15 protein-coding genes, 1 tRNA gene and 1 pseudogene are annotated in these 20,047 nt (G+C 64.6%); 6 read left to right on the top strand and 11 right to left on the bottom strand.

Features of this window, described 5'->3' with window-relative positions; genetic code table 11:
* The first annotated feature begins 94 nt into the window (after positions 1-94).
* Entirely contained in the window at positions 95-523 is a 429-nt protein-coding gene (locus VA602_RS10475; protein ID WP_323453178.1) for a winged helix-turn-helix transcriptional regulator, read from the top strand.
* Positions 524-607: 84 nt separating this feature from the next.
* Here VA602_RS10475 and VA602_RS10470 read toward each other — a convergent pair whose 3' ends face one another.
* Entirely contained in the window at positions 608-1,540 is a 933-nt protein-coding gene (locus tag VA602_RS10470; protein ID WP_063542505.1) for an NAD-dependent epimerase/dehydratase family protein, read from the bottom strand.
* On the bottom strand, positions 1,533-2,417 hold the full coding sequence (locus VA602_RS10465) for a sugar nucleotide-binding protein (RefSeq protein ID WP_063542503.1): 885 nt from the start codon (positions 2,415-2,417) through the stop codon (positions 1,533-1,535). Before VA602_RS10465 ends, VA602_RS10470 begins: the two co-directional genes overlap by 8 nt.
* Positions 2,418-2,853: 436 nt before the next feature.
* Between VA602_RS10465 and VA602_RS10460 the strand changes: the two genes are divergently transcribed.
* From VA602_RS10460 to VA602_RS10450, 3 genes are all read left to right on the top strand, one after another.
* The gene (locus tag VA602_RS10460) at positions 2,854-3,897 is read left to right on the top strand and encodes a Fe(II)-2OG oxygenase family protein (RefSeq protein ID WP_323453177.1); all 1,044 of its coding nucleotides are present in this window, start codon (positions 2,854-2,856) and stop codon (positions 3,895-3,897) included.
* 19 nt (positions 3,898-3,916) lie between these two features.
* Positions 3,917-4,711, top strand: coding sequence for a TSUP family transporter (locus VA602_RS10455; RefSeq protein ID WP_054893581.1), 795 nt, complete (start codon positions 3,917-3,919; stop codon positions 4,709-4,711).
* A gap of 150 nt (positions 4,712-4,861) precedes the next feature.
* Complete coding sequence (locus tag VA602_RS10450; protein WP_323453176.1) at positions 4,862-5,707, top strand: alpha/beta hydrolase; 846 nt, start codon at positions 4,862-4,864, stop codon at positions 5,705-5,707.
* Between the two features lie 117 nt (positions 5,708-5,824).
* Here the strand turns inward: VA602_RS10450 and VA602_RS10445 are convergent, their stop codons facing one another.
* On the bottom strand, positions 5,825-6,637 hold the full coding sequence (locus VA602_RS10445) for a helix-turn-helix domain-containing protein (protein WP_054893579.1): 813 nt from the start codon (positions 6,635-6,637) through the stop codon (positions 5,825-5,827).
* A gap of 178 nt (positions 6,638-6,815) precedes the next feature.
* On the opposite strand from VA602_RS10445, the gene VA602_RS10440 reads away from it, so the two are divergent.
* Positions 6,816-8,258, top strand: a complete 1,443-nt coding sequence (locus VA602_RS10440) for an alanine/glycine:cation symporter family protein (protein ID WP_054893578.1) — start codon at positions 6,816-6,818, stop codon at positions 8,256-8,258.
* Positions 8,259-8,330: 72 nt separating this feature from the next.
* Positions 8,331-9,320: an asparaginase gene (locus VA602_RS10435; RefSeq protein WP_323453175.1), complete on the top strand. Its 990-nt coding sequence runs from the start codon at positions 8,331-8,333 to the stop codon at positions 9,318-9,320.
* A gap of 217 nt (positions 9,321-9,537) precedes the next feature.
* Here VA602_RS10435 and VA602_RS10430 read toward each other — a convergent pair.
* From VA602_RS10430 to VA602_RS10395, 8 genes and pseudogenes are all read right to left on the bottom strand, one after another.
* Positions 9,538-9,633, bottom strand: a tRNA-Sec gene (locus VA602_RS10430).
* 6 nt (positions 9,634-9,639) lie between these two features.
* Positions 9,640-11,562, bottom strand: a complete 1,923-nt coding sequence (gene selB / locus VA602_RS10425) for a selenocysteine-specific translation elongation factor (protein WP_323453182.1) — start codon at positions 11,560-11,562, stop codon at positions 9,640-9,642.
* Positions 11,559-12,986: an L-seryl-tRNA(Sec) selenium transferase gene (selA, locus tag VA602_RS10420; protein ID WP_323453174.1), complete on the bottom strand. Its 1,428-nt coding sequence runs from the start codon at positions 12,984-12,986 to the stop codon at positions 11,559-11,561. Before selA ends, selB begins: the two co-directional genes overlap by 4 nt.
* 167 nt (positions 12,987-13,153) lie before the next feature.
* On the bottom strand, positions 13,154-14,080 hold the full coding sequence (gene fdhE / locus VA602_RS10415) for a formate dehydrogenase accessory protein FdhE (RefSeq protein ID WP_323453173.1): 927 nt from the start codon (positions 14,078-14,080) through the stop codon (positions 13,154-13,156).
* Between the two features lie 4 nt (positions 14,081-14,084).
* Positions 14,085-14,741 carry a formate dehydrogenase subunit gamma gene (locus VA602_RS10410; protein ID WP_054893574.1) on the bottom strand — a complete coding sequence of 219 codons (657 nt, stop codon included), beginning with the start codon at positions 14,739-14,741 and terminating at the stop codon, positions 14,085-14,087.
* Positions 14,738-15,688 (bottom strand): formate dehydrogenase subunit beta, encoded by a 951-nt coding sequence (gene fdxH / locus VA602_RS10405; protein ID WP_054893573.1) that lies wholly within the window; start codon positions 15,686-15,688, stop codon positions 14,738-14,740. Before fdxH ends, VA602_RS10410 begins: the two co-directional genes overlap by 4 nt.
* Positions 15,688-18,756, bottom strand: a complete 3,069-nt coding sequence (gene fdnG, locus VA602_RS10400; RefSeq protein ID WP_153186827.1) for a formate dehydrogenase-N subunit alpha — start codon at positions 18,754-18,756, stop codon at positions 15,688-15,690. The genes fdxH and fdnG overlap by 1 nt, the downstream gene beginning before the upstream one ends.
* 202 nt (positions 18,757-18,958) lie before the next feature.
* Positions 18,959-19,829, bottom strand: a pseudogene (locus tag VA602_RS10395) (amidohydrolase family protein); the annotation flags it as partial.
* Positions 19,830-20,047: the final 218 nt, after the last annotated feature.

The following is a 20,047-nucleotide window of genomic DNA, read 5'->3' as shown; positions in this document are numbered from 1 at the left end:
TCCTGGCAATCTGGTTTCAAAACAAAACCACAAGCTGGATTTCTAGCAAACCTGGTTTTAATCTGCAACCAAACTGACTCATGCGGAATGATCGATGCTCGACGAAAACAACCGCCGATGCCCCGTGGCCCGGGCACTCGAAGTGCTCGGCGACCGCTGGGCACTGATGATCCTGCGCGACGCGTTCGATGGGCTGCGCCGTTTCAGCGAGTTCCAGAAGAACCTGGGGCTGGCGAAGAACATCCTCGCCACGCGCCTGAAGCTGCTGGTGGAAACAGGGCTCATGGAGCTGCAGCCGGCGTCGGATGGCAGTGCGTACAAGGAATATGTGCTGACAGAAAAAGGCCGCTCGGTGTTTCCGATCGTGGTGGGCCTGCGTCAGTGGGGGGAGCGGTTTCAGTTCGAGGCGGGCGAGACGCGTTCGGTGTTGCTGGACAATGCCAAGGGCGAACCTGTGGCGAAGCTGGAAGTACGGGCGCGGGATGGGCGGGTGCTGGGACCGGAGGATTGTCGGCGGGCTTGATGGTGTTCTGGCCTGTCAGGGCTTGTTCGCGGGTACTCCACTGTCCTGGAGATCAGTGGAGTACCTGGAAGGCCAACGTGTTTGTCAGTCTTTGCCCAGCAAACGCGCCAGCCCCTCGGCGATCGGCGTCGCCTGGGGAAAATCGAAACGCGCCAACAGCCGGTGGTTGTCCGCCCGCGAGTGGCGGATATCACCCGCGCGCGCCGGGCCATGGCTGATCGTCGGCAAGCTGCCAACCACCTGCTGCAATGCCGCAAGCAAGTGATTCAGCGAAGTCGCCTGGTTCAAGCCGATGTTCACCGCGCCCTCTTCCACCTGCGGCTGCTCCAGCGCCTGCACCATCACCTGCACCAGGTCGCCGACATAGAGGAAGTCGCGGGTCTGCTCGCCATCGCCGAACACGGTGATCGGCAAGCCCTTGGTCGCTCGCTCGCAGAAGATGCTGATCACCCCCGAGTACGGCGACGAGGGATCCTGGCGCGGCCCGAAGATATTGAAGAAGCGGAACACCACAGGCTCCAGCCCATGTTGGCGGCGGTAGAAGTCCAGGTACTGCTCGCCAGCCAGCTTGTCCACGGCGTAAGGCGTCAGTGGCGCCTTGGGCGTGTCTTCGGTGATCGACTGGCCTTCGCCATTGTTGCCGTAGACCGCCGCGCTCGAGGCGAACAACACCCGGCGCACACCATTGATGCGCATCGCCTCGCAGACATTGAGAGTGCCGATGAAGTTGCTCTGGTGGGTCTTGACCGGGTCGTCCACCGACGCTTGCACCGACGCGACTGCAGCGAGGTGGACCACCGCCGCGCAACCGGCGGCTGCACGGGTAACCAGTGCAGTGTCGGCAACATCACCTTCGATCAGTTGCAGGCGTGGATGATCGATCTGCAGGTTGCTGCGCTTGCCGGTGGACAGGTCATCGAGAATGCGCACCGCATAGCCTTTGTCCAGCAGCGCATCGCACAGGTGGGAGCCGATGAAACCAGCTCCGCCGGTAATGAGGATGGGGGCATCAGCCATGACGATAGAAACGGTCCAGTAGGGGCGGCAAGCCGGCGCGCCAGGCGCGGGGCTTGATGCCGAAGGTATGAAGGATCTTCTTGCAGGCCAGCACCGCGTGCTGCGGCTCCTCGCTGGCATCCGGGCGCGCGGCGTGGGCCTGTGCGGTGGGGGCCTGCACGGCCAGCTTGTGCCACTGCGCTGCCTCGGAAAGGATAGCTTGTCCCAGCGCCAGCGGTGTGGTCGCCTCGTTGCCGGCGTAATGGTAGGTGCCCCACAGCGGCGCATCGCAGTCCAGCTGCTTGATCACCGAGAGGATCACCCGGGCGGCATCGTCGACCGGCGTCGGGTTGCCGCGGCGGTCATCGGCCAGCAGCAGCTCCTGCGGTTGCTCGGCGCGCGTCAGGAAGCGCCCGAGTGCGCCATCGAGGCTTTCGTCCAGCACCCAACCGAAACGCAGCAGCACATGCTGCGGGCAGGCCGCACGCACGCTCTGCTCGATGCGCCACAGCGCCTGGCCACGCAGGCCCAGCGGCACCGGCTCGTCCTTCTCGCTGTAGGAGGTGGCGCGCGAGCCGTCGAACACGCGATAGCTGGAAGGCTGGACCAGCGTGATCTCGTGGTGCTGGCACAATTCGGCCAGACGCTCCACGGCACGTTCCTGAAGGGCCAGGCGCTGTTCGCTGACCGACTCGGCCTGGAACCAGTCGAAGTAATAGGCCAGGTTGACCAGGGCATCGGGGCGGTGATCGTCGAGCAACTGGGTGAGGCTGGCCGGATCCCAGCCCTCGTCCGGCGGGCGCGGTGCCAGAAACGCGATGTCTTCCTCGGCCCCGAGACGAATCAGCGCTTGCCCGAGGGCATTGCCACCACCCAACAGCATCAGGCGCATACGCATAGAGTCAGCAGGTCCGCTCAGATCGATTAGGGAAAGGGGTCATTTTGCGGTTTCCGCCAGGGGAAGTCCAACCCTAGGGGCTTCCCCGTCTGTACGTAGGAAGTTTCCAACAGGCATCGAAGCTTTCTCTGTCGCTCACATAAAACCGGTCTTGCACCACGCCAGACGAAAACCTTGAACTAATAGCAGAGGCCGGGGCATGGCAGCCCCGTATGCGCACCCGATAACCAGGAGCACCACCATGACGCGCCGGCTTCGATCTTCACAACGTTTCACGGCTGTGAAATTTTCCACCCCCTCTTTTGCACCTTCGGAAACTACCCGATACTGCGCGGCAGTTGGCCACTACCGTCTGGAGTCTCCCCAGTCAGGTCAACTCACTCCAGCTGTCGGCCGGCACGGAACGCCAACACAACAATAACAAGGAAGGTTTCCCATGCAGGATTCCGAAGTCGCGTACCTGGAATTTACCCAGGATCAAGCCGATGCGCTGTTCGTCGCCAGCCAATCCCTCGCCCGACTCGGCGGCCCGGAAGTCTTCGGGGCGGCCGGCAAGGCACGGCAATGCGCCGAAGCGCTGACAAGATCGCTCGATGCCCAGCAACAAGCGACACTGCGGCGCTTCGCCGACGGCACGCTGTCTGCACTGATGTACCGCGGCATGAGCTGCCCGGAGCACGATCCCATCCCCGAAGACCTGCCTGAGCTGCAGGGCCTGGAGCACGATCCCCGCTGCATCTACCTGGCCTCACGCAACCAGATCCTGCTGGAGCTGGTGCGCTACCGGGCGTTCGCCTTCGATATCGACAACGAAGGCAAGCAGGTGCGTCTGGTCGGCAACTTCAAGGGTGGCGGCAGCCAGCCGCGTCCGCAGGAAACCCGCGACACCCGCGTGGAACTCAGTTCCCACGCCGGCCTGCGCCTGGGCCCACACACCGAAGCTCCGTACAACTGCTCGGTGATCGCTCGCGATGACCATTCCCCGGCGCCCTCTGCGCTGATCCTCACCGCGCGCTGGAACCCGGCGAACGAGCCGACCCACGTCATTCCCATGCGCGAGGTCATAGAAGGCTTGGGCAGCCTGCACGCGCTGGCGCTGACCTCAGCGTCGTTCGACTTCACCCGCAGCGACTGCTTCGTCGCTGGCAGCGGTGAACCGGAGCAGGCCACCGCGATGCTGCAGTTCGACGCCAACGGCGGCTTTGCCCTGCGTTACAACTCGTACCGGTTCTCGCTCAACGACCAGGCCAGCGACCTCGCCGCCCAGGCCTTCGACGCTTTCCAGCAGCGGGTCGCCGAAACGCGGCCACGGCCCTTCGTGCTGCAACCGGACACCGCCCTGGTGATCAACAACAACCGCGCCCTGCATGGTCGCGACATCCTCCAGGACAACCGTCGCCTGCTGGTGCGGCTGTTCGGCTACTCCCCCTTCGCCCAACCTCGGGTGATCACTCCGGATCCGCTGCTGGTGCGCGGCTGAATAAAAGGAACGTGCGGTAATGATGGAAATCGATGTCTCCCTGCTGCTGACCCTCGCGTCGGTGGCGCTGATGGCCGGCTTCTTCGACGCCATCGCGGGTGGCGGCGGGCTGATCACCCTGCCGGTACTGTTCGTCGCCGGCATCGACCCGTTGGCGGCCATCGCCACCAACAAATTCCAGGCGGCCTCGGCGACGGTGTCGGCCACCGTCGCCTTCGCCCGCAAGGGCATGATCGACTGGCAACGCGGCCTGCCCATGGCCGCCATGGCCTTCGCCGGCGGCGCCCTCGGCGCGCTGTCGGTGAGCCTGGTGCCCAAGACGTTCCTGCAAGCCTGCGTGCCGGTGCTGCTGATCCTGGTTGCGGCCTACTTCGCTTTCAGCCCCAAGCCCGACGAGCACGAGCGCAAGGCGAAGATCTCCAACGCCGTGTTCTGCCTGACCGCCGCCCCGCTGATCGGCTTCTATGACGGCGTGTTCGGCCCTGGGGTGGGTTCGTTCTTCATGCTCGCCTGCGTAATCCTGCTGGGTCAGCACCTGCTGCGCGCCGTGTGCAACAGCAAGCTGCTCAACGCCGCGTGCAACCTCGGCGCCCTCTCGGTATTCTCGCTGAGCGGGGCGATCATCTGGCCCCTGGCCCTGGCGATGGCCTGTGCCGCATTCATCGGTGCGCAACTGGGCGCACGCTGCGCGGTGCATTTCGGACCCAGGCTGATCAAGCCGTTGCTGGTCTGCGTGTGCTGCATCATGGCCCTCAAGCTGCTGCTTGGCGCAGGCAACCCGCTCGGCGAATGGCTGCAACATCAGTTCCTCTAGGGTCTGTATGAAAAGCCTTGAGACGAAGGTCAGGCAAGGCGAAAACAGCCGAGGAAGCGGAGTTTACGGGTTGTAAATGAGCATTCCGAGGCTGTTTTCAACGCAGCATCACCGAGTATCAAGGTTTTTCATACAGAGCCTAGGAGCGCCATGGACTTCGCGAACACCTCCGACCAACGCGGCAGCTGGCAATACGACGAACCTGCCCCAGGCACCGAAGGCTTCATCGACGAAGCATTCGACGGTTATCAACAGCAGGCACGCCTGCTTTTGCCGGACAGCGAGCGCGCTCCGCCACTGTTCGTGGTCGGCGGCGCACGCTCCGACTTCACCCGCCTCAACCCGCTGCTCTATCGCCTGCAACGCCAGGGCATCGGCACGCTGACCGGCAACCTGTCCGGCCACAGCCAGGCGAGCGAACCCGGCGCCAGCGCACCGACCCTGGCGATCAACCTGCAGGAGGCCCGGCGCTTCCACCGGCATATCGCCGAACGCTGCCGCACCCTGGTCGGCCACAGCCTGGGTGGCGCCATTGCCCTAAAGCTTGCGGCGCAACTGCCAGACATCGACAAGCTGGTGCTGATCTGCCCGGCGGTCTACCCCGATGACGCCCACGACGCGCCATTCGGGCCGGCCTTCAGCGCGGCGATCCGCAAGCCCTACGCCTTTCTCGACTGCGACAGCTATGCCTTCCTGCGCCAGTTCCAGGGGCGGGTACTGCTGGTGATCGGCGAGTACGACGGCCTCAACTCCCAGACCCACGGCCAAGGCCCCGGCACCAGCGCTGGTACCCGAATGCTGCGCGGTGTGCAGCGCTACAGCCCGATACCGGAGGAAGTCACCCATGCGCTGCTGCGCTCGGTGCCGGCGCCCCATGTGGAGTGCCTGTTGCTGACCGACTGCGACCACGGCATCGCCGCACACCTGCGCGATGCACCGGAGATTGCCGATCAGGTGGCGGATACGGTGGCGGCGTTCATTCTCGACCAAGGGTGACCGGTTCGGCACCCCGACTTGTCCCGCGAACACGGGCGTAGCGCGTGCCAGGGAGCGCGGTGTCTTTTTCGCGGGCAAGCCCGCGAAAAAGACGCCGCGCTGGTAGAGCCAAAACCCCTATTCGATCTCGAACAACCCATTGCTGATCGCCCCGGCACCGAGCCGGTCGCGTATGTCGTCGTCGATGCGCGGGTCGTCCGGGCGATAGAGCTTCACCTGGCGATAGGCGTTGATACGGTTGATCTCTTCACCAAGAAACTCCCACACCACGCGGGTGCAGGCAGGGTTACGCCGGTCGCCGCTGGAGACCCCGGTCTTGAGCCCGTTGAGGCGGGTGATACGGCTCTTGAAGCTGGGGATGAGCACGGTCTGGCTCATCTCGTTGAGGGTCAGCGACTCGTAGTCGATCAGGAACACCCGATCCTGCAACTGGAACGCTGCGCCCAGGTAGCGGCAACGCACCTCCGCATGCTGGCTGCCGGCACTGCTGCGCTCCTGGCGTTCCTGGCGCTCGAACAGGAAGCTGCCGCGCTCTTCCCACAGGTGCACCAGCGACACCAGGATCGAGCCCGGTACCGACATGCAGTTGGAATATTCGAAGTAGTAGCCGCAATAGCGCGACAGGTTGCCGGCCTGGGCATGCAAGGGCTTGAACAGCTCGCTGATCGGGTCGTCCTGCGGGCCTGACGACACCGAAGGGTTGCGCGCACCGATCAGCCGGGCGAACTGTTCCGGCGGCAAATTCAACTCGTAATCCTCGACCCCGAAGAAATCGCCGATGCGCTTGAGGTTGTAGGTCGTCGGCTGGCTCTGCCCGCTCAGGTACTTGTTGAATTGCGCGCGATTTATCGACAGCTGTCGGCAAACCTCTGAAATAGAGCGGTAGTGGCTGCAGGCGAGTTTGAGATTGGCGGCTAGAAAATCGGCCATGAACGGCGTTCCAGGTGATGCGAGTGGTGCAAGTCTAGCATCAAGTCGCACCAAAACAGAGCAACCCGCGAAATTGTAACCACAGGTGTCATGACCAACCATGCGCGCCAACGATAGCGCGCGTCTCTGTCGCCGCTGGTCACTCCACACGAAGAATAAGAATCGAGGTCATTTTCCAATGCTCGAAGCACTTAACGATTTCCTTTCAGGAAAACTGCTCATCGTCCTGATCGTCGGGCTCGGTAGCTACTTCACCATTCGTTCCCGGTTCGTCCAGTTCCGCCACTTCGGCCACATGTTCGGCGTGTTCAAGGAGTCCCTGCGCGGCCAGGCTGGCCAACTGAGCTCGTTCCAAGCCCTGATGCTGAGCCTCGCCGGCCGCGTCGGTGCAGGTAACATTGCCGGTGTCGGCATCGCCGTGACCCTGGGCGGCCCAGGCGCAGTGTTCTGGATGTGGGTCACCGCACTGGTGGGCATGTCCAGCAGCTTCTTCGAATGTACCCTGGCCCAGGTCTACAAGCGCGCCGATGGCGACGGCCTGTACCGCGGCGGCCCGGCCTATTACATTCAGCACGGCCTGAAGCTCAAGAGCATGGCGATCGTGTTCTCGATCCTGCTGCTGGTCACCTACGGCTTCGCCTTCATCGGCCTGCAGTCGTACACCGTGACCCATTCGCTGCAGAACGCCTTTGCCTTCGACCCACGCCACACCGGTATCGTCCTGGCAGTGCTGCTGGCCATCACCTTCATCGGCGGCATCAAGCGCATCGCCGCGGTGTCGGACCTGCTGGTGCCGATCAAGACCCTGGCCTACATCGGCGTGACCCTGTACGTGATCGGCACCCAGATCGAACACGTGCCTGCCATGCTGGAAACCATCTTCAAGAGCGCCTTCGGCCTCGACCCGGCCTTTGCCGGCCTGCTGGGCAGCGCCATCGTCATGGGCGTGAAACGCGGCGTGTTCGCCAACGAAGCGGGCCTGGGCAGTGCCCCGAACGTCGCGGCCGTGGCGGCAGTGAAGCACCCAGGCGCCCAGGGCGTGGTGCAGGCCTTCAGCGTGTTCCTCGACACCTTCGTGATCTGCACCTGCACCGCGCTGCTGATCCTGCTGTCGGGCTTCTACACCCCAGGCTTCGAAGGCGACGGTATCGTCCTGACCCAGAACTCGCTGGCCGCCGTGGTCGGTGACTGGGGCCGCATCTTCGTCAGCGTCGCGCTGTCGCTGTTCGTCTTCACCTGCATCCTCTACAACTACTACCTGGGCGAGAACAGCCTGCAGTTCCTGAGCCGCAACCGTGTCGTGCTGATGGCCTTCCGCGGCCTGGTGCTGGCGCTGGTGGTGTGGGGTTCGATGCAAGACCTGTCGACCGTGTTCGCCTTCGCCGACATCACCATGACCTGCCTGGCCTTCGTCAACCTGGTCGCCCTGGCCCTGCTGTTCAAGGTCGGGCTGCGCGTGATGCGCGACTACGACGCACAGCGCAAGGCCGGCATCAAGCAGCCGGTGTTCGACTCCAGCAAATTTGCCGACCTGGACCTGGACCGTGCCGCCTGGCCAGCCAATCCTCAGGCTGAAACAGCCACTGACAAAGCTGCTGGCGAACTTCAGCACCAGCGCTGATACCCTGCCCTGCCCGGCCGCCCCGCTCGTGGGCGGCCGGCTTTCCTTCGCTCCTCGCTTCGGAATCCTTCCATGGGTGCAGTCAAGAATCTCCTCGTTCTCTACACAGGTGGCACCATCGGCATGCTGCAGACCCCCGCAGGCCTGGCGCCGGCGGGTGGCTTCGATGCGCGTATGCGTGACCACCTCGCACAGCGCAATGACGCGCCGACACTGCAATGGACCTTGCGCGAGCTCAACCCGCTGATCGACAGCGCCAACATGCAGCAGGCCAATTGGCTGGCGATGCGTGATGCCATCATCGAGGCGGTCGAGCATGACGGCCATGACGGCGTGCTGGTACTGCATGGCACAGACACCCTGGCCTACAGCGCGGCAACGTTGTCGTTCCTGCTGCTCGGCCTGCAGGTGCCGGTCCTGCTTACCGGCTCCATGCTGCCGGCCGGTGCGCCAGACAGCGACGCCTGGGACAACCTGGTCGGCGCGTTGCGTCAGTTCGAGCAGGGCCTGGGCAACGGCGTGCAGCTTTACTTCCACGGCCGGTTGCTGCACGGCTGCCGCGCCTCGAAACTGCGCAGCGAAGCCTTCGATGCGTTCACCGTGATGGAACGCCACCGCGAAGGCGAGCGCGCTGCACAGATCCCTGCCAGCCTGGACTACCGCCAGGTGCGCCAAGCGGTGAAGCTGGCGGTGCTGCCGGTGTTCCCGGGGCTGTGTGCAGATTACCTGCGCGGGCTGTTCGACGCTGGGGTCCAGGGCTTGCTGCTGGAGTGCTATGGCAGCGGTACCGGCCCGTCCGATGACCAGGCACTGCTCGACGCGCTGCACGGTGCGCGTCAAAGCGGGGTGATGATCGTCGCGATCAGCCAGTGCCCCGAAGGCGCAGTGGTGTTCGACACCTATGCCGCCGGCAGCAAGCTGCGCGATACCGGGCTGGTCAGTGGCGGCGGGATGACTCGCGAAGCGGCGCTGGGCAAGATGTTCGCGCTGTTGGGGGCTGGGTTGGATGTGGAGGCCGCAGAGCGGTGGTTTGCATTGGACCTGTGCGGGGAGCGGGCTTAGGTTTCAGCCTGTCATGGCCTCTTCGCGGGCAAGCCCGCTCCCACAGGATTTCCACAGTTCTTGAGAATTGTGCTGTACCTGTGTGGGTAGCGGGCTTAGGTTTTAGCCTGCCATGACCTCTTCGCGGGCAAGCCCGCTCCCACAGGATTTCCACAGTTCTTGAGAATTGTGCTGTACCTGTGGGAGCGGGCTTGCCCGCGAATGGGCCTGGCGAAAATGGCGGAAGGCAGCGGGAGTCGAACCTGCCCGGGAACGGCTGCCGTCCCCAACCGGGTTTGAAGCCCGGCCGCGCCACCGGGCGCGATTGCCTTCCTTGAACTCAGGGCCTGGCCTGCTGCCGGGCCAGCGCGCTATCGGCGCGGATGTGACGTTGCTCGGCAACCCTGCGGGTCAGGCCAAGCCGGTCGAAGTACTCGAGAATCTGCACGCTGCGCTTGCGACCGATGCCCAACATATCGCGAAACGCCGCCACCTGCACTACCGGCGTGTCCTGTGTCTGGCGCAACAACATCTCGGCCATGCGCTGGATCGTCTCCTGCGGGTAGAACAGGTCGCGCACCACCTGGTGCAGCACTCCCAGCCGCGCCAGCTTGCGCATCAGCAGGCGCACCTGGGTTTCCTCCACCTGCTCGGCTGCAGCCAGGGTCCTGACCCAGGGCGGATCGAACGCACCTTCCAGCAAACGCGGTTGCAGACGCTCCCAGAGCGCAGTATCGGCGTCACTCAACTGCACCTTGTGATCCGGCAGGTGCAACCATGGGCCGCTGCTGGCGACTGCGCCCTCACCGAGCAACTCGTCCAGCAGGCTGACAAAGGCGTCACGCTCCAGCAGCAAGGCGCAGAAGCGGCGCAGGCGGTCGCGGTCGGGGCCAAGCTGGTCGGGCTCCTGCTCGTGGAACCGCGCCAGTTGCTCGAGCACTTCACGCCTGAGCACCTGCCATTGCTGACGATCGAACAGCAACGGCCCCTGGCGGGTGGCAATCACCTGGACGTCATCGGGCAATCGCCAACTGTCACGCAGACGGTTGAACTGTCGCTCCAGGCGCTGCGGGTCGAGCCCGGCGGGAGCCGCCGCCAGCAGGGCCGGCAGGGCCTGCTCCAGATCGCGGGCATCGCGCAGCACCTGCAGTTGGCGCAAGCGCGACTCGCTGCGCCGCTGCCTGCTGGGTGCGAAAGGATCGAGCACTCGGCCACCGCCGAGGGTGCGCTGGGCGCGCTGGTCGCGCAGCACCAGGCGGTCGCCATGCACAGCCTGCAACGGTGCGTTGAGCAGCAACTGAGCGAACATGCGTTGGCCTGCCGTCAGAGCCTCGCCCTCCAGCAGCGCTACGCGCGCCGTCACGTCCTGGGTACCGAGGTGCACATGCACCGCGCTGAAATGCTCGAAGGTGCGCGTTTCACCCGGCAACAATGACAACTCGATATCGATACGCGAACTGGGCGCATGCAGCCACTCGGGCACCAGCCAATCGCCACGGTGCACGTGCTCCACGGCCAGGCGCTCGGCACTGATGTTCAGCGCCACGCGTTGCCCGGCCTCGGCCACCAGCGCGGCCTGGTTCTGCGCATGCAGGCCACGCACCCGCACAGCTTTGCCAGCCTTGCCCAGCAACAGGGTGTCGCCCGCGCTCACCTGCCCGGCCAGCGCGGTGCCAGTCACCACCACACCGGCACCGGAAACGGCGAAAGCACGGTCAATTGCCAGACGAAAGCCTCCTTGGCTCCCGCGGCGCAGCACCTGCGTGCGTGCCTCGACCAACGCCTGGCGCAGCACTTCGACGCCTTCACCGGTCACGCTGGACAAGACGAACTGCCGAGCCCCGGCATAAGGCCCGGGGGCCAGCAGCGCTTCGACCTCGTGCTGCACTTCCAGCAGTCGCGGTGCCTCGACCCGGTCGCACTTGCTGATCGCCACCAGCGCCTGGGGAATGCCCAGCAGCTCGATGATCGCCAGGTGTTCACGGGTCTGCGGCATAACGCCGTCATCAGCGGCCACTACCAGCAACACCAGGTCGATACCATGGGCGCCGGCGAGCATGTTGTGGATAAAACGCTCGTGACCGGGGACGTCGATGAAACCGGTCAACGGCTCGCCTTCGGCCAGCGCCGCATAGCGATAGCCGAGGTCGATGGTCATGCCCCGGGCGCGTTCTTCCTGGCGCTGGTCGCCGGCCTGGCCGGTCAGGGCCTGGAGCAGCGCAGTCTTGCCGTGATCGATATGCCCGGCGGTGCCGACGATCACTGCACCGGCCCCAGCTGCAACGCCGGCAACTGCGCCAGCCACTGGGTTTCGTCATCCAGCTGACGCAGGTCAAGCCATAGCGCATCGTCATCGATGCGTCCGAGCACCGGCACCGGCAACTCGCGCAGTGCGCGCTCCAGCACCCTCAGGCTGCGACCACGCAGCTTCTTCGACACCTGTGGCCGCAAGCACAGCGCCGCGCTTGGCAGCCGCGCTACCGGCTGGCTGCCGCTACCGATCATGCCCAATGCGGGCTCGACCGCGACCGTCCACTGCTCGCCCAGTCGCCCGGCCAGTTCCGGCGCCAGGCGCTGGGCCTGGGCAGCGATCTCGTCCTGGGGCCGGGTCAGCAGGCGCAGGCTGGGCAAGCGTTCGGCCAGGCGATCGGGGTCGCGGTACAGCGCCAGCACCGCCTCGAGCGCCGCCAGGGTGATCTTGTCCACACGCAGCGCGCGTTTGAGCGGGTTCTTCTTGATCCTGGCGATCAGCTCCTTGCGCCCGACGATGATGCCCGCCTGCGGACCACCCAGCAGTTTGTCGCCGCTGAAGGTGACGATATCGGCGCCGTCCGCCAACGCCTGACGCACCGTCGGCTCGGCGGGCAGGCCCCAACGGGTGAGGTCGAGCAGGCTGCCGCTGCCCAGGTCTTCGAGCAGCGGCAGATCATGTTGATGGGCGATGCGCGCAAGATCGGAGGTCGGCACCTGGGTGGTAAAGCCCTGGATGCTGTAGTTGCTGCAATGCACGCGCATCAGCAGGCCGGTGCGCGGATTGATCGCCGCCTCGTAGTCGCGGGCATGGGTGCGGTTGGTGGTGCCGATCTCATGCAGGCGCACACCGGCACGGGCCATGATGTCGGGGATGCGGAAGGCGCCGCCGATCTCGATCAGCTCGCCACGGGAGATGATCCCTTCCTTGCGCGCACCCAGGCTGTTGAGCGCCAGCAGCACGGCAGCGGCGTTGTTGTTGACCACGGTGACTGCCTCGGCGCCGGTCAGCTCGCGGATCAGGCCCTCGATCAGGTCATCGCGGTCGCCGCGCTTGCCGGTGGCCAGGTCGAATTCGAGGTTGAGCGGATAACGGGCGGCGGTCTGCATCGCCTGTACGGCCTCTTCCGGCAACAGGGCACGACCGAGGTTGGTGTGCAGCACCGTGCCGGTGAGGTTGAAGACTCTTCGCACCTGGCTGCGCTGCTGGATCGCCAGGCGCTCGCCGGCGCGGCCAAGCAGGATTTCAGCAGCCAGTTCGACGGCGCTCAACTGGCCAAGGCGAGCGGGTTCGCGCAGGTCGTCGAGCAGTTGACGCAGGCTGGCCAGGGTGGCGTCGCGGCCATGGCGATCGAGCAAGGGCTGGCAGGCGGGGTGGCGTAGCAGGGTGTCGATGGAGGGCAGGCGTGGCGCTTGATTGGCGAGGCTTGACGACATGCGGTACTACCTTGGTTGATCCGGTGTCTGTAATGGCCCTTTCGCGGGCAAGCCCGCTCCTACAGGTTACCCGTCGTCCGCAAAGGTGGCGGGGTCATTGCAGGAGCGGCGGTTCGCCGCTGCGACTTGCCCCGCGATAGGGGCGGCTCGGTGTGCAGTGTAGACCCTCATCCTCCTCCAGGCGCCAACATCAGGTTCGGCGCCAGCCGATGAAAGCCCTCGTCGTCCAACCGGATATCCAGCGCCAGGCTGGCCAGGTCATCGGCCAACGCCTCGCCCATCGCGTCATTTTCCAGGTAGCAGTGCTTGAGGTAGGTGTTGCAACCAGGGCAGCACTCCGCTCGCAGCGGCGCCTTGCCCGGGGCATGGCGGTCATCCTCCAGGCTGGAGTAGCGCAAATCCTTGCTCGACTCGCAGTACACACACTTGACCCGCACCACATGCCACTCGCAGGCGCACAGCGAACAGGCCAGATACCGCAGCCCGTTGTGCTTGCCGCGGTTGCGCACCAGGCCCGTCATCGCTGGCGAGCCGCAGCACGGACACTGCGCGAGGCTGCTGCCGGGCTTGAGCTCATCGCTGGGCAAGGCCCGCCGCCAACTGGCCCAGGCCGCCTGCAACGCAGCGCCGATGAAAGGCACCAGCGCCGCGGGCAAGGCATCGTACTGACCGCTCAGCAAGGCGATACCCCAACCTTTACGCTGGCTCTCTTCGCTGCTGCGCAGAACCTTCAGGGCATCCGCCAGGGCACCCTGCTCCGGTACCTCGAAGCGATCCAGCAGCGCCTGCAGCCAGACCAACCACGGCCCTTCCCGCACCAGGCTGTCGGCCGCCAGCGGCGGCAGGCCGTGGCTGATGCACAGGCGCTGACGCTGCTCGGCGACCGGCACGCCGGAGGGTGGATTGTCGAGCAACTGCTGCTGCACCCGGCACAGGCGCGCAACCAGCCTCAGGTAGTCGCCAAGGGCATGGCCCTCGGCAAGCTGCTCCAGTCGCGCCGCGCGCAGTTCGAACAGGTTGTCGGCGGGCTGGTGGAGAAACGGCGGCATTACCGCCGACGCTTCGATCTGCCCGGGTTCGAGAATCGTGCTCAAGCGCTCATCCTTCTTTCCGTCCGGGGTTGTGCGGCGTCTTGTCGCCGGTCACGTCCCGGTACCACAGCTCATGATGTTTACGTGCCCAGGCACGGCTGACCCAGCCGTGCAGCATGGCGCCGACCGAGCCCTTGATCCAGATCCCGGCATAGATGTGCACGATGATGCTCAGCACCAGCACGAACGCCGCCAGGGCGTGCAGCAAGGTGGCCAGGCGAATCGCGCCGATGTCGAAGTACTGGCTGAACCAGGCGCGCCAGATCACCACGCCACTGACCAGCAGGATCAGCATGCACACCAGCAAGGTCCAGAACAGCAGCTTCTGCCCGGCGTTGTACTTGCCGATCGGCGGCACGCCTTCTTCCTCGTTGCGCATCACCCGATCCACACGGCGCAGCCACAGGCGGTCGTTGGCGGTGATGAAGTTGGCCCGCCAGAAGCGGATCACCAGCCCCAGGAAGAACACGAACATCGCCACTCCGAGGAAGGGATGCAGGATGCGTGTCCAGGGGCCGCCACCGAACAGGTTGCTGAGCCAGAACAGCGCCGGATGGAACAGCGCCAGCCCCGACAGCCCGGCCATGAAGAACAGGATCGCGACGATCCAGTGGTTGGTCCGCTCGTTGGCGTTGTAGCGCAGGATAGGCTTGTTGTCGTTCATGGCCGCTGCTCCCCTTGCCCGCCGGGCTTGCCCGGGTCATAGACATGCACTGCCGGATCCACCTGGTGCACGCTGGTATCGGTCGGAGCGGGATGCTCGTCCTCCTCGACCCGCTGCGGCCCGACCCGCACATAGTGGAAGAACCCGGCCAGGACCGCCGCGCCCATGGCCAGCAGCGCCAGCGGTTTGCTGATGCCTTTCCACAACCCTACCAGTGGGCTGATCACCGGCTGGTCCGGCAGGCCTGCATACAGCCTGGGTGTATCGGCGTGGTGCAACACGTACATCACGTGGGTGCCACCAACACCGTCCGGGTCGTACAGGCCAGCGTTCTCGTAGCCGCGCGACTTGAGGTCGACGATGCGCTCGTCGGCATGCACCTTCATCTCGTCCTTGCTGCCGAAGACGATCGCCCCGGTCGGGCAGGTCTTCACGCAGGCCGGCTCCAGGCCCACGGCCACGCGGTCGGAACACAGGCTGCACTTATAGGCCTTGTGGTCTTTCTGCGAGATTCGCGGGATGTTGAACGGACAGCCGGTGATGCAATAACCGCAACCGATGCAGTGGTCCTGGTTGAAGTCGACGATGCCGTTGGCGTGCTTGATGATCGCGCCGGGGCTCGGGCAGGCCTTGAGGCAGCCAGGGTCGGCGCAGTGCATGCAGCCGTCCTTGCGGATCAGCCACTCCAGATTCCCGTCGTCGCGCTCGTGCTCGGTGAAGCGCATCAGGGTCCAGGTGTCGGCGGTGAGGTCCTGCGGGTTGTCATAGGTGCCGTGGTTGTGGCCGACCTCGTCACGCAGCTCGTTCCACTCCGAGCACGCCACCTGGCAGGCCTTGCAGCCGATGCACTTGGTGGTGTCGATCAGCTTGGCGACCTGCTCCTGCTGGCGTACCGAAGGCGGTACGGTCGTGGTGGCCGAGCGGGCGATGATATCTTGCTGGGCCATCAGATTTTCTCCACGTTGACGAGGAACGACTTGGACTCCGGCGTCTGGGTATTGCCATCACCGAGGAACGGCACCAGCGTGTTGGTCAGGTAGCCATGCCGGGTCGAGCCGGTGAAGCCCCAGTGCAGCGGGATGCCGATCTGGTGCACGGTCTGGTTATTGACCTGCAGCGGACGGATCCGCTTGGTCACCACCGCTACCGCCTCGATATGCCCACGCTTGCTCGACACCCGCACCCGATCTCCCGCCTTGATGCCCTTCTCGCCGGCCAGCACTTCGCCAATCTCGACGAACTGCTCGGGCTGGATGATCGCGTTCAGGCGGCAGTGCTTGCTCCAGAAGTGGAAGTGCTCGGTCAGCCGGTAGGTGGTCGCTGCGTAGGGGAACTCCTCGTGCTTGCCGAGGGTGTCCCATACCGAATCGAAGATCCGGCCTGCCGGGTTACTGGTGGCCTTCTTGTTGTTCGGGTGCAGCGGGTTGATCCCGATCGGCGTCTCGAACGGCTCGTAGTGCTCGGGGAACGGCCCCTCGGCCATCTTGTCGATGGCGAAGAAGCGCGCCACGCCTTCGGGGTTCATGATGAACGGATTCATCCCCGCTTCAGGCGGAGAGTCGACCTTGAAGTCGGGCACGTCAGTGCCGCCCCAGGCCTTGCCGTTCCACCACACCAGGCGTTTCTTGTGCGGGTCCCACGGGTTGCCCTGCGGGTCGCTGGAGGCGCGGTTGTAGAGGATGCGGCGGTTGGCCGGCCAGGCCCAGGCCCAGTTCTGTACCTGGTGCATGCCGTAAGGGTCGCTGTTGTCGCGCCGGGCCATCTGGTTGCCTTGCTCGGTCCAGCAGCCGGCGAAGATCCAGCAACCGGATGCTGTGCTGCCGTCATCTTTCAACTGGCCGAAGCCCGACAACTGCTGACCGCCCTTGATGGCCAGGCCACTGGCATCGGTCATGTCGCTCACCGCCCAGCCGTTCATTTCCTTGGCGAGCTCTTCGGGGGAAGGCTCCTCGGGGATCTTGTACGGCCAGCTGATGTTGAGCATCGGGTCGGGGTAAGCGCCGCCTTCTGACTTGTAGCGCTCACGCAGACGCAGGAACAGCTCACTCATGATCTGCACGTCGGTGCGCGTCTCGCCCGGGCCGTCAGCGCCCTTCCAGTGCCACTGCAGCCAGCGGCTGCTGTTGACCAGAGAGCCGTCCTCCTCGGCAAAGCAGGTGGTGGGCAGACGGATCACCTCGGTCTGGATATTGGCCGTATCGACATCGTTGTACGGCCCGGCGTTGCGCCAGAACTCGGATGTCTCGGTGGCCAGCGGGTCCATGATCACCAGCCACTTGAGCTTGCCCAACGCCGCGGTGACGCGGTTCTTGTCCGGCAGCGCGGCGATCGGGTTGAAACCCTGGCACATGTAGCCGTTGACCTTGCCCTGGCTCATCATCTCGAACATGCGCAGCACGTCGTAGGCCGCCACATCGAGCTTGGGCAGCCAGTCGTAGCCCCAGTTGTTCTCGGCGGTGGCGTTGGCGCCATACCAGGCCTTCATCAGGCTGACATGGAACTTGCCATAGTTCTGCCAATACGAGAGCTGGCCCGGACGCAGCGGCTTGGAGGCGCGCTTGTCGATGAACGCGGCGTAGTCCTGCTCGGCATCGCCGGCCAGCGTCAGGTACCCCGGCAGCGAGTTCGACAGCAGCCCCAGGTCGGTCAGGCCCTGGATGTTGGAATGCCCGCGCAGGGCGTTGACCCCACCGCCGGGCATGCCGACGTTGCCCAGCAGCAGTTGGACCATCGCCGCACTGCGGATGATCTGCGCGCCGATCGAATGCTGGGTCCAGCCCAAGGCGTAGAGGATCGTCATGGTCTTGCCCGGCACGGCGCAGGTGGCGATCTCTTTCCAGACCTTCATCATCTGGTCCTGCGGCATGCCGCAGGTCATGCTGGCGATTTCCGGCGTGTAGCGGCTGTAGTGCTGCTTCATCAACTGGAACACGCAGCGCGGGTGCTGCAGCGTCGGGTCGACCTTGGCGAAGCCGTCCTCGCCCAGCTCGTAGCCCCAGCCGGACTTGTCGGCATAGATCCGCTTGGCCGCGTCATAGCCACTGAACAGGCCGTCTTCGAAGCCATAGTTCTCTTTGACGATGAACGACACGTCGGTGTAGTTGCGCACGTATTCGTGCTGGATCTGGTCGGTCGTCAGCAGGTAGTTGATCAGGCCGCCCATGAAGGCGATGTCGCTGCCGGTGCGAATCGGCGCGTAGTAGTCGGCCACCGAAGCGGTCCGGGTGAAGCGCGGATCGACCACGATCAGGCGCGCCTTGTTGTGCGCCTTGGCCTCGGTCACCCATTTGAACCCGCAGGGGTGGGCCTCGGCTGCGTTGCCGCCCATGACCAGCACCAGGTTTGCGTTGGCGATGTCAGACCAGTGATTGGTCATCGCGCCACGGCCGTACGTCGGGGCAAGACTTGCCACCGTCGGGCCGTGTCAGACACGCGCCTGGTTGTCGAACCCCAGCATGCCGAGTGAACGGATGACTTTGTGAGTCAGGTAGCCTGCTTCGCTGGACGCTGCCGACGCCGCGAGGAAGCCCGTGCTCAGCCAGCGGTTGACCGTCTGGCCCTGGGCGTTCTTCTCGATGAAGTTGGCATCGCGGTCCTGCTTCATCAGCGTGGCGACGCGGTCGAGCGCCTCGTCCCAGCTGACCCGCACCCATTCCTGGCTGCCCGGCTTGCGCATCTCGGGGTATTGCAGGCGGCTGGGGCTGTGGATGAAGTCGAGCAGCCCGGCACCTTTCGGGCACAGGGTGCCGCGGTTGACCGGATGATCGGCGTCGCCTTCGATGTGGATGATGTTCTGTTTGACGTTCTTGCCCGCATCGCCCTGGCTGTACAGGATCAGGCCGCAGCCGACCGAGCAGTAGGGGCAGGTGTTGCGGGTTTCTTTGGTGTGCGCCAGCTTGAAGTGGCGCACCTGCTCGGCGAACGCGGCTGTCGGGGCCATGCCCAACGCCGCGAGGCTCGAGCCTCCAAGGCCGACGGCGGCGACCTTGAAGAATTGCCGACGGTTCAGGTCCATCGTGCACTCCTGATCAGGTTTGGACGCACGGGACATTGCCGGCGCCTCTGGACTTCACGGTGGCGGTAGACAGATACCGCCAGCGTTAAGCCTAGACAAGATTCCGAGAAGTGCTATGACGAGGGTCAATGGATGCCGCGAAGGCACCTCGGCTTCCTGTGGGAGCGGGCGGGCCTCAGATTTTTGAGCAAGACAGAATCTCCTACAGGTGCCTCGCTGCCTTCACGAACTGTGGATGTAGCGCTGGCGGCCTACTTGAAACTCGTACGCAAATCCCTTCCCGTGCAAGGAAGCGCCCTTCCCTTCTGCCGTTCGCCTGGCTGTCGCTGTAGCTCAACACGCCGTTGACCCATACCCCTCAATACCCTCTGCTGCGCGCTGCGGGCATTGGAAGTCCGCCACGTCGCGGATACTCATCGGGTCGAACAACACCAAGTCTGCCCAATGCCCTACCCGAATCTCACCGCGTTCCTTCAAGCCAAAACGTGACGCGGACAACCCGGTCATCTTGTGCACCGCGGTGTGCAGCGGGAAAAGCCCCACGTCACGACTGAAATGCCCAAGTCCCCGTGGGAATGCCCCCCACAAGCGCGGGTGCGGGAATGGGTCTTCCGGCAAGCCGTCAGATCCGACCATGAAGAGTGGGTGAGCAAGGATGCGCCTTACATCCGCCTCGTCCATGCCGTAGTACACCGCGCCAGCCGGCTGCAAGCGCTGGCGGCCTCGAGAAACGACACGCCCCATTCAGCAGCGATATCGATCAGGTCACGACTGCCCACCTCGGGATGCGGCGTGGACCAGGTGATGGTGATGCGATGGGCGTCGGTGACTTGCTTGAGGTCCAGAGTCTAGGAGCTGGCGGCGTAAGGATAGCAATCGCAACCCACCGGGTGATCTTTCGCGGCATGCTCAAGGGCCGCCAGCAGTTGCGGGCTGCGCTCCCGTTACCGATACCGGCACACTTGAGGAGATTTCGCGTGCCGGCCGATCTGGAAGGCTTCGTCCATGGCCTCCAGTACCAGTTCGAATTCGCTGCGCGAATGGGTGGTGTAGACCGCGCCAAAACCGTTCAGCCTTACCCTGATAGCCAGATAGGTGGTGGGCAGTCTGGGGCATGGTTGACCGTAAAGCGTCACCAAACGCGGTGCGACTAGGAACAGCGCAAGCGCTGAAGGATCCAGTGGCTGTAGAGCAGTCTATGGCCGATCCGGCTCTACCAGTCTTGCTCAGCAGCGAGTCTTGTCTCGGGCCATTCCGATCCCTTGCCATGCCGGTTAGCGGCAGACGCTCA

This window comes from Pseudomonas machongensis (assembly GCF_034961125.1).
Taxonomy (GTDB): Bacteria; Pseudomonadota; Gammaproteobacteria; order Pseudomonadales; family Pseudomonadaceae; genus Aquipseudomonas; species Aquipseudomonas machongensis.
This window is presented reverse-complemented; position numbering and strand designations above follow the sequence as displayed.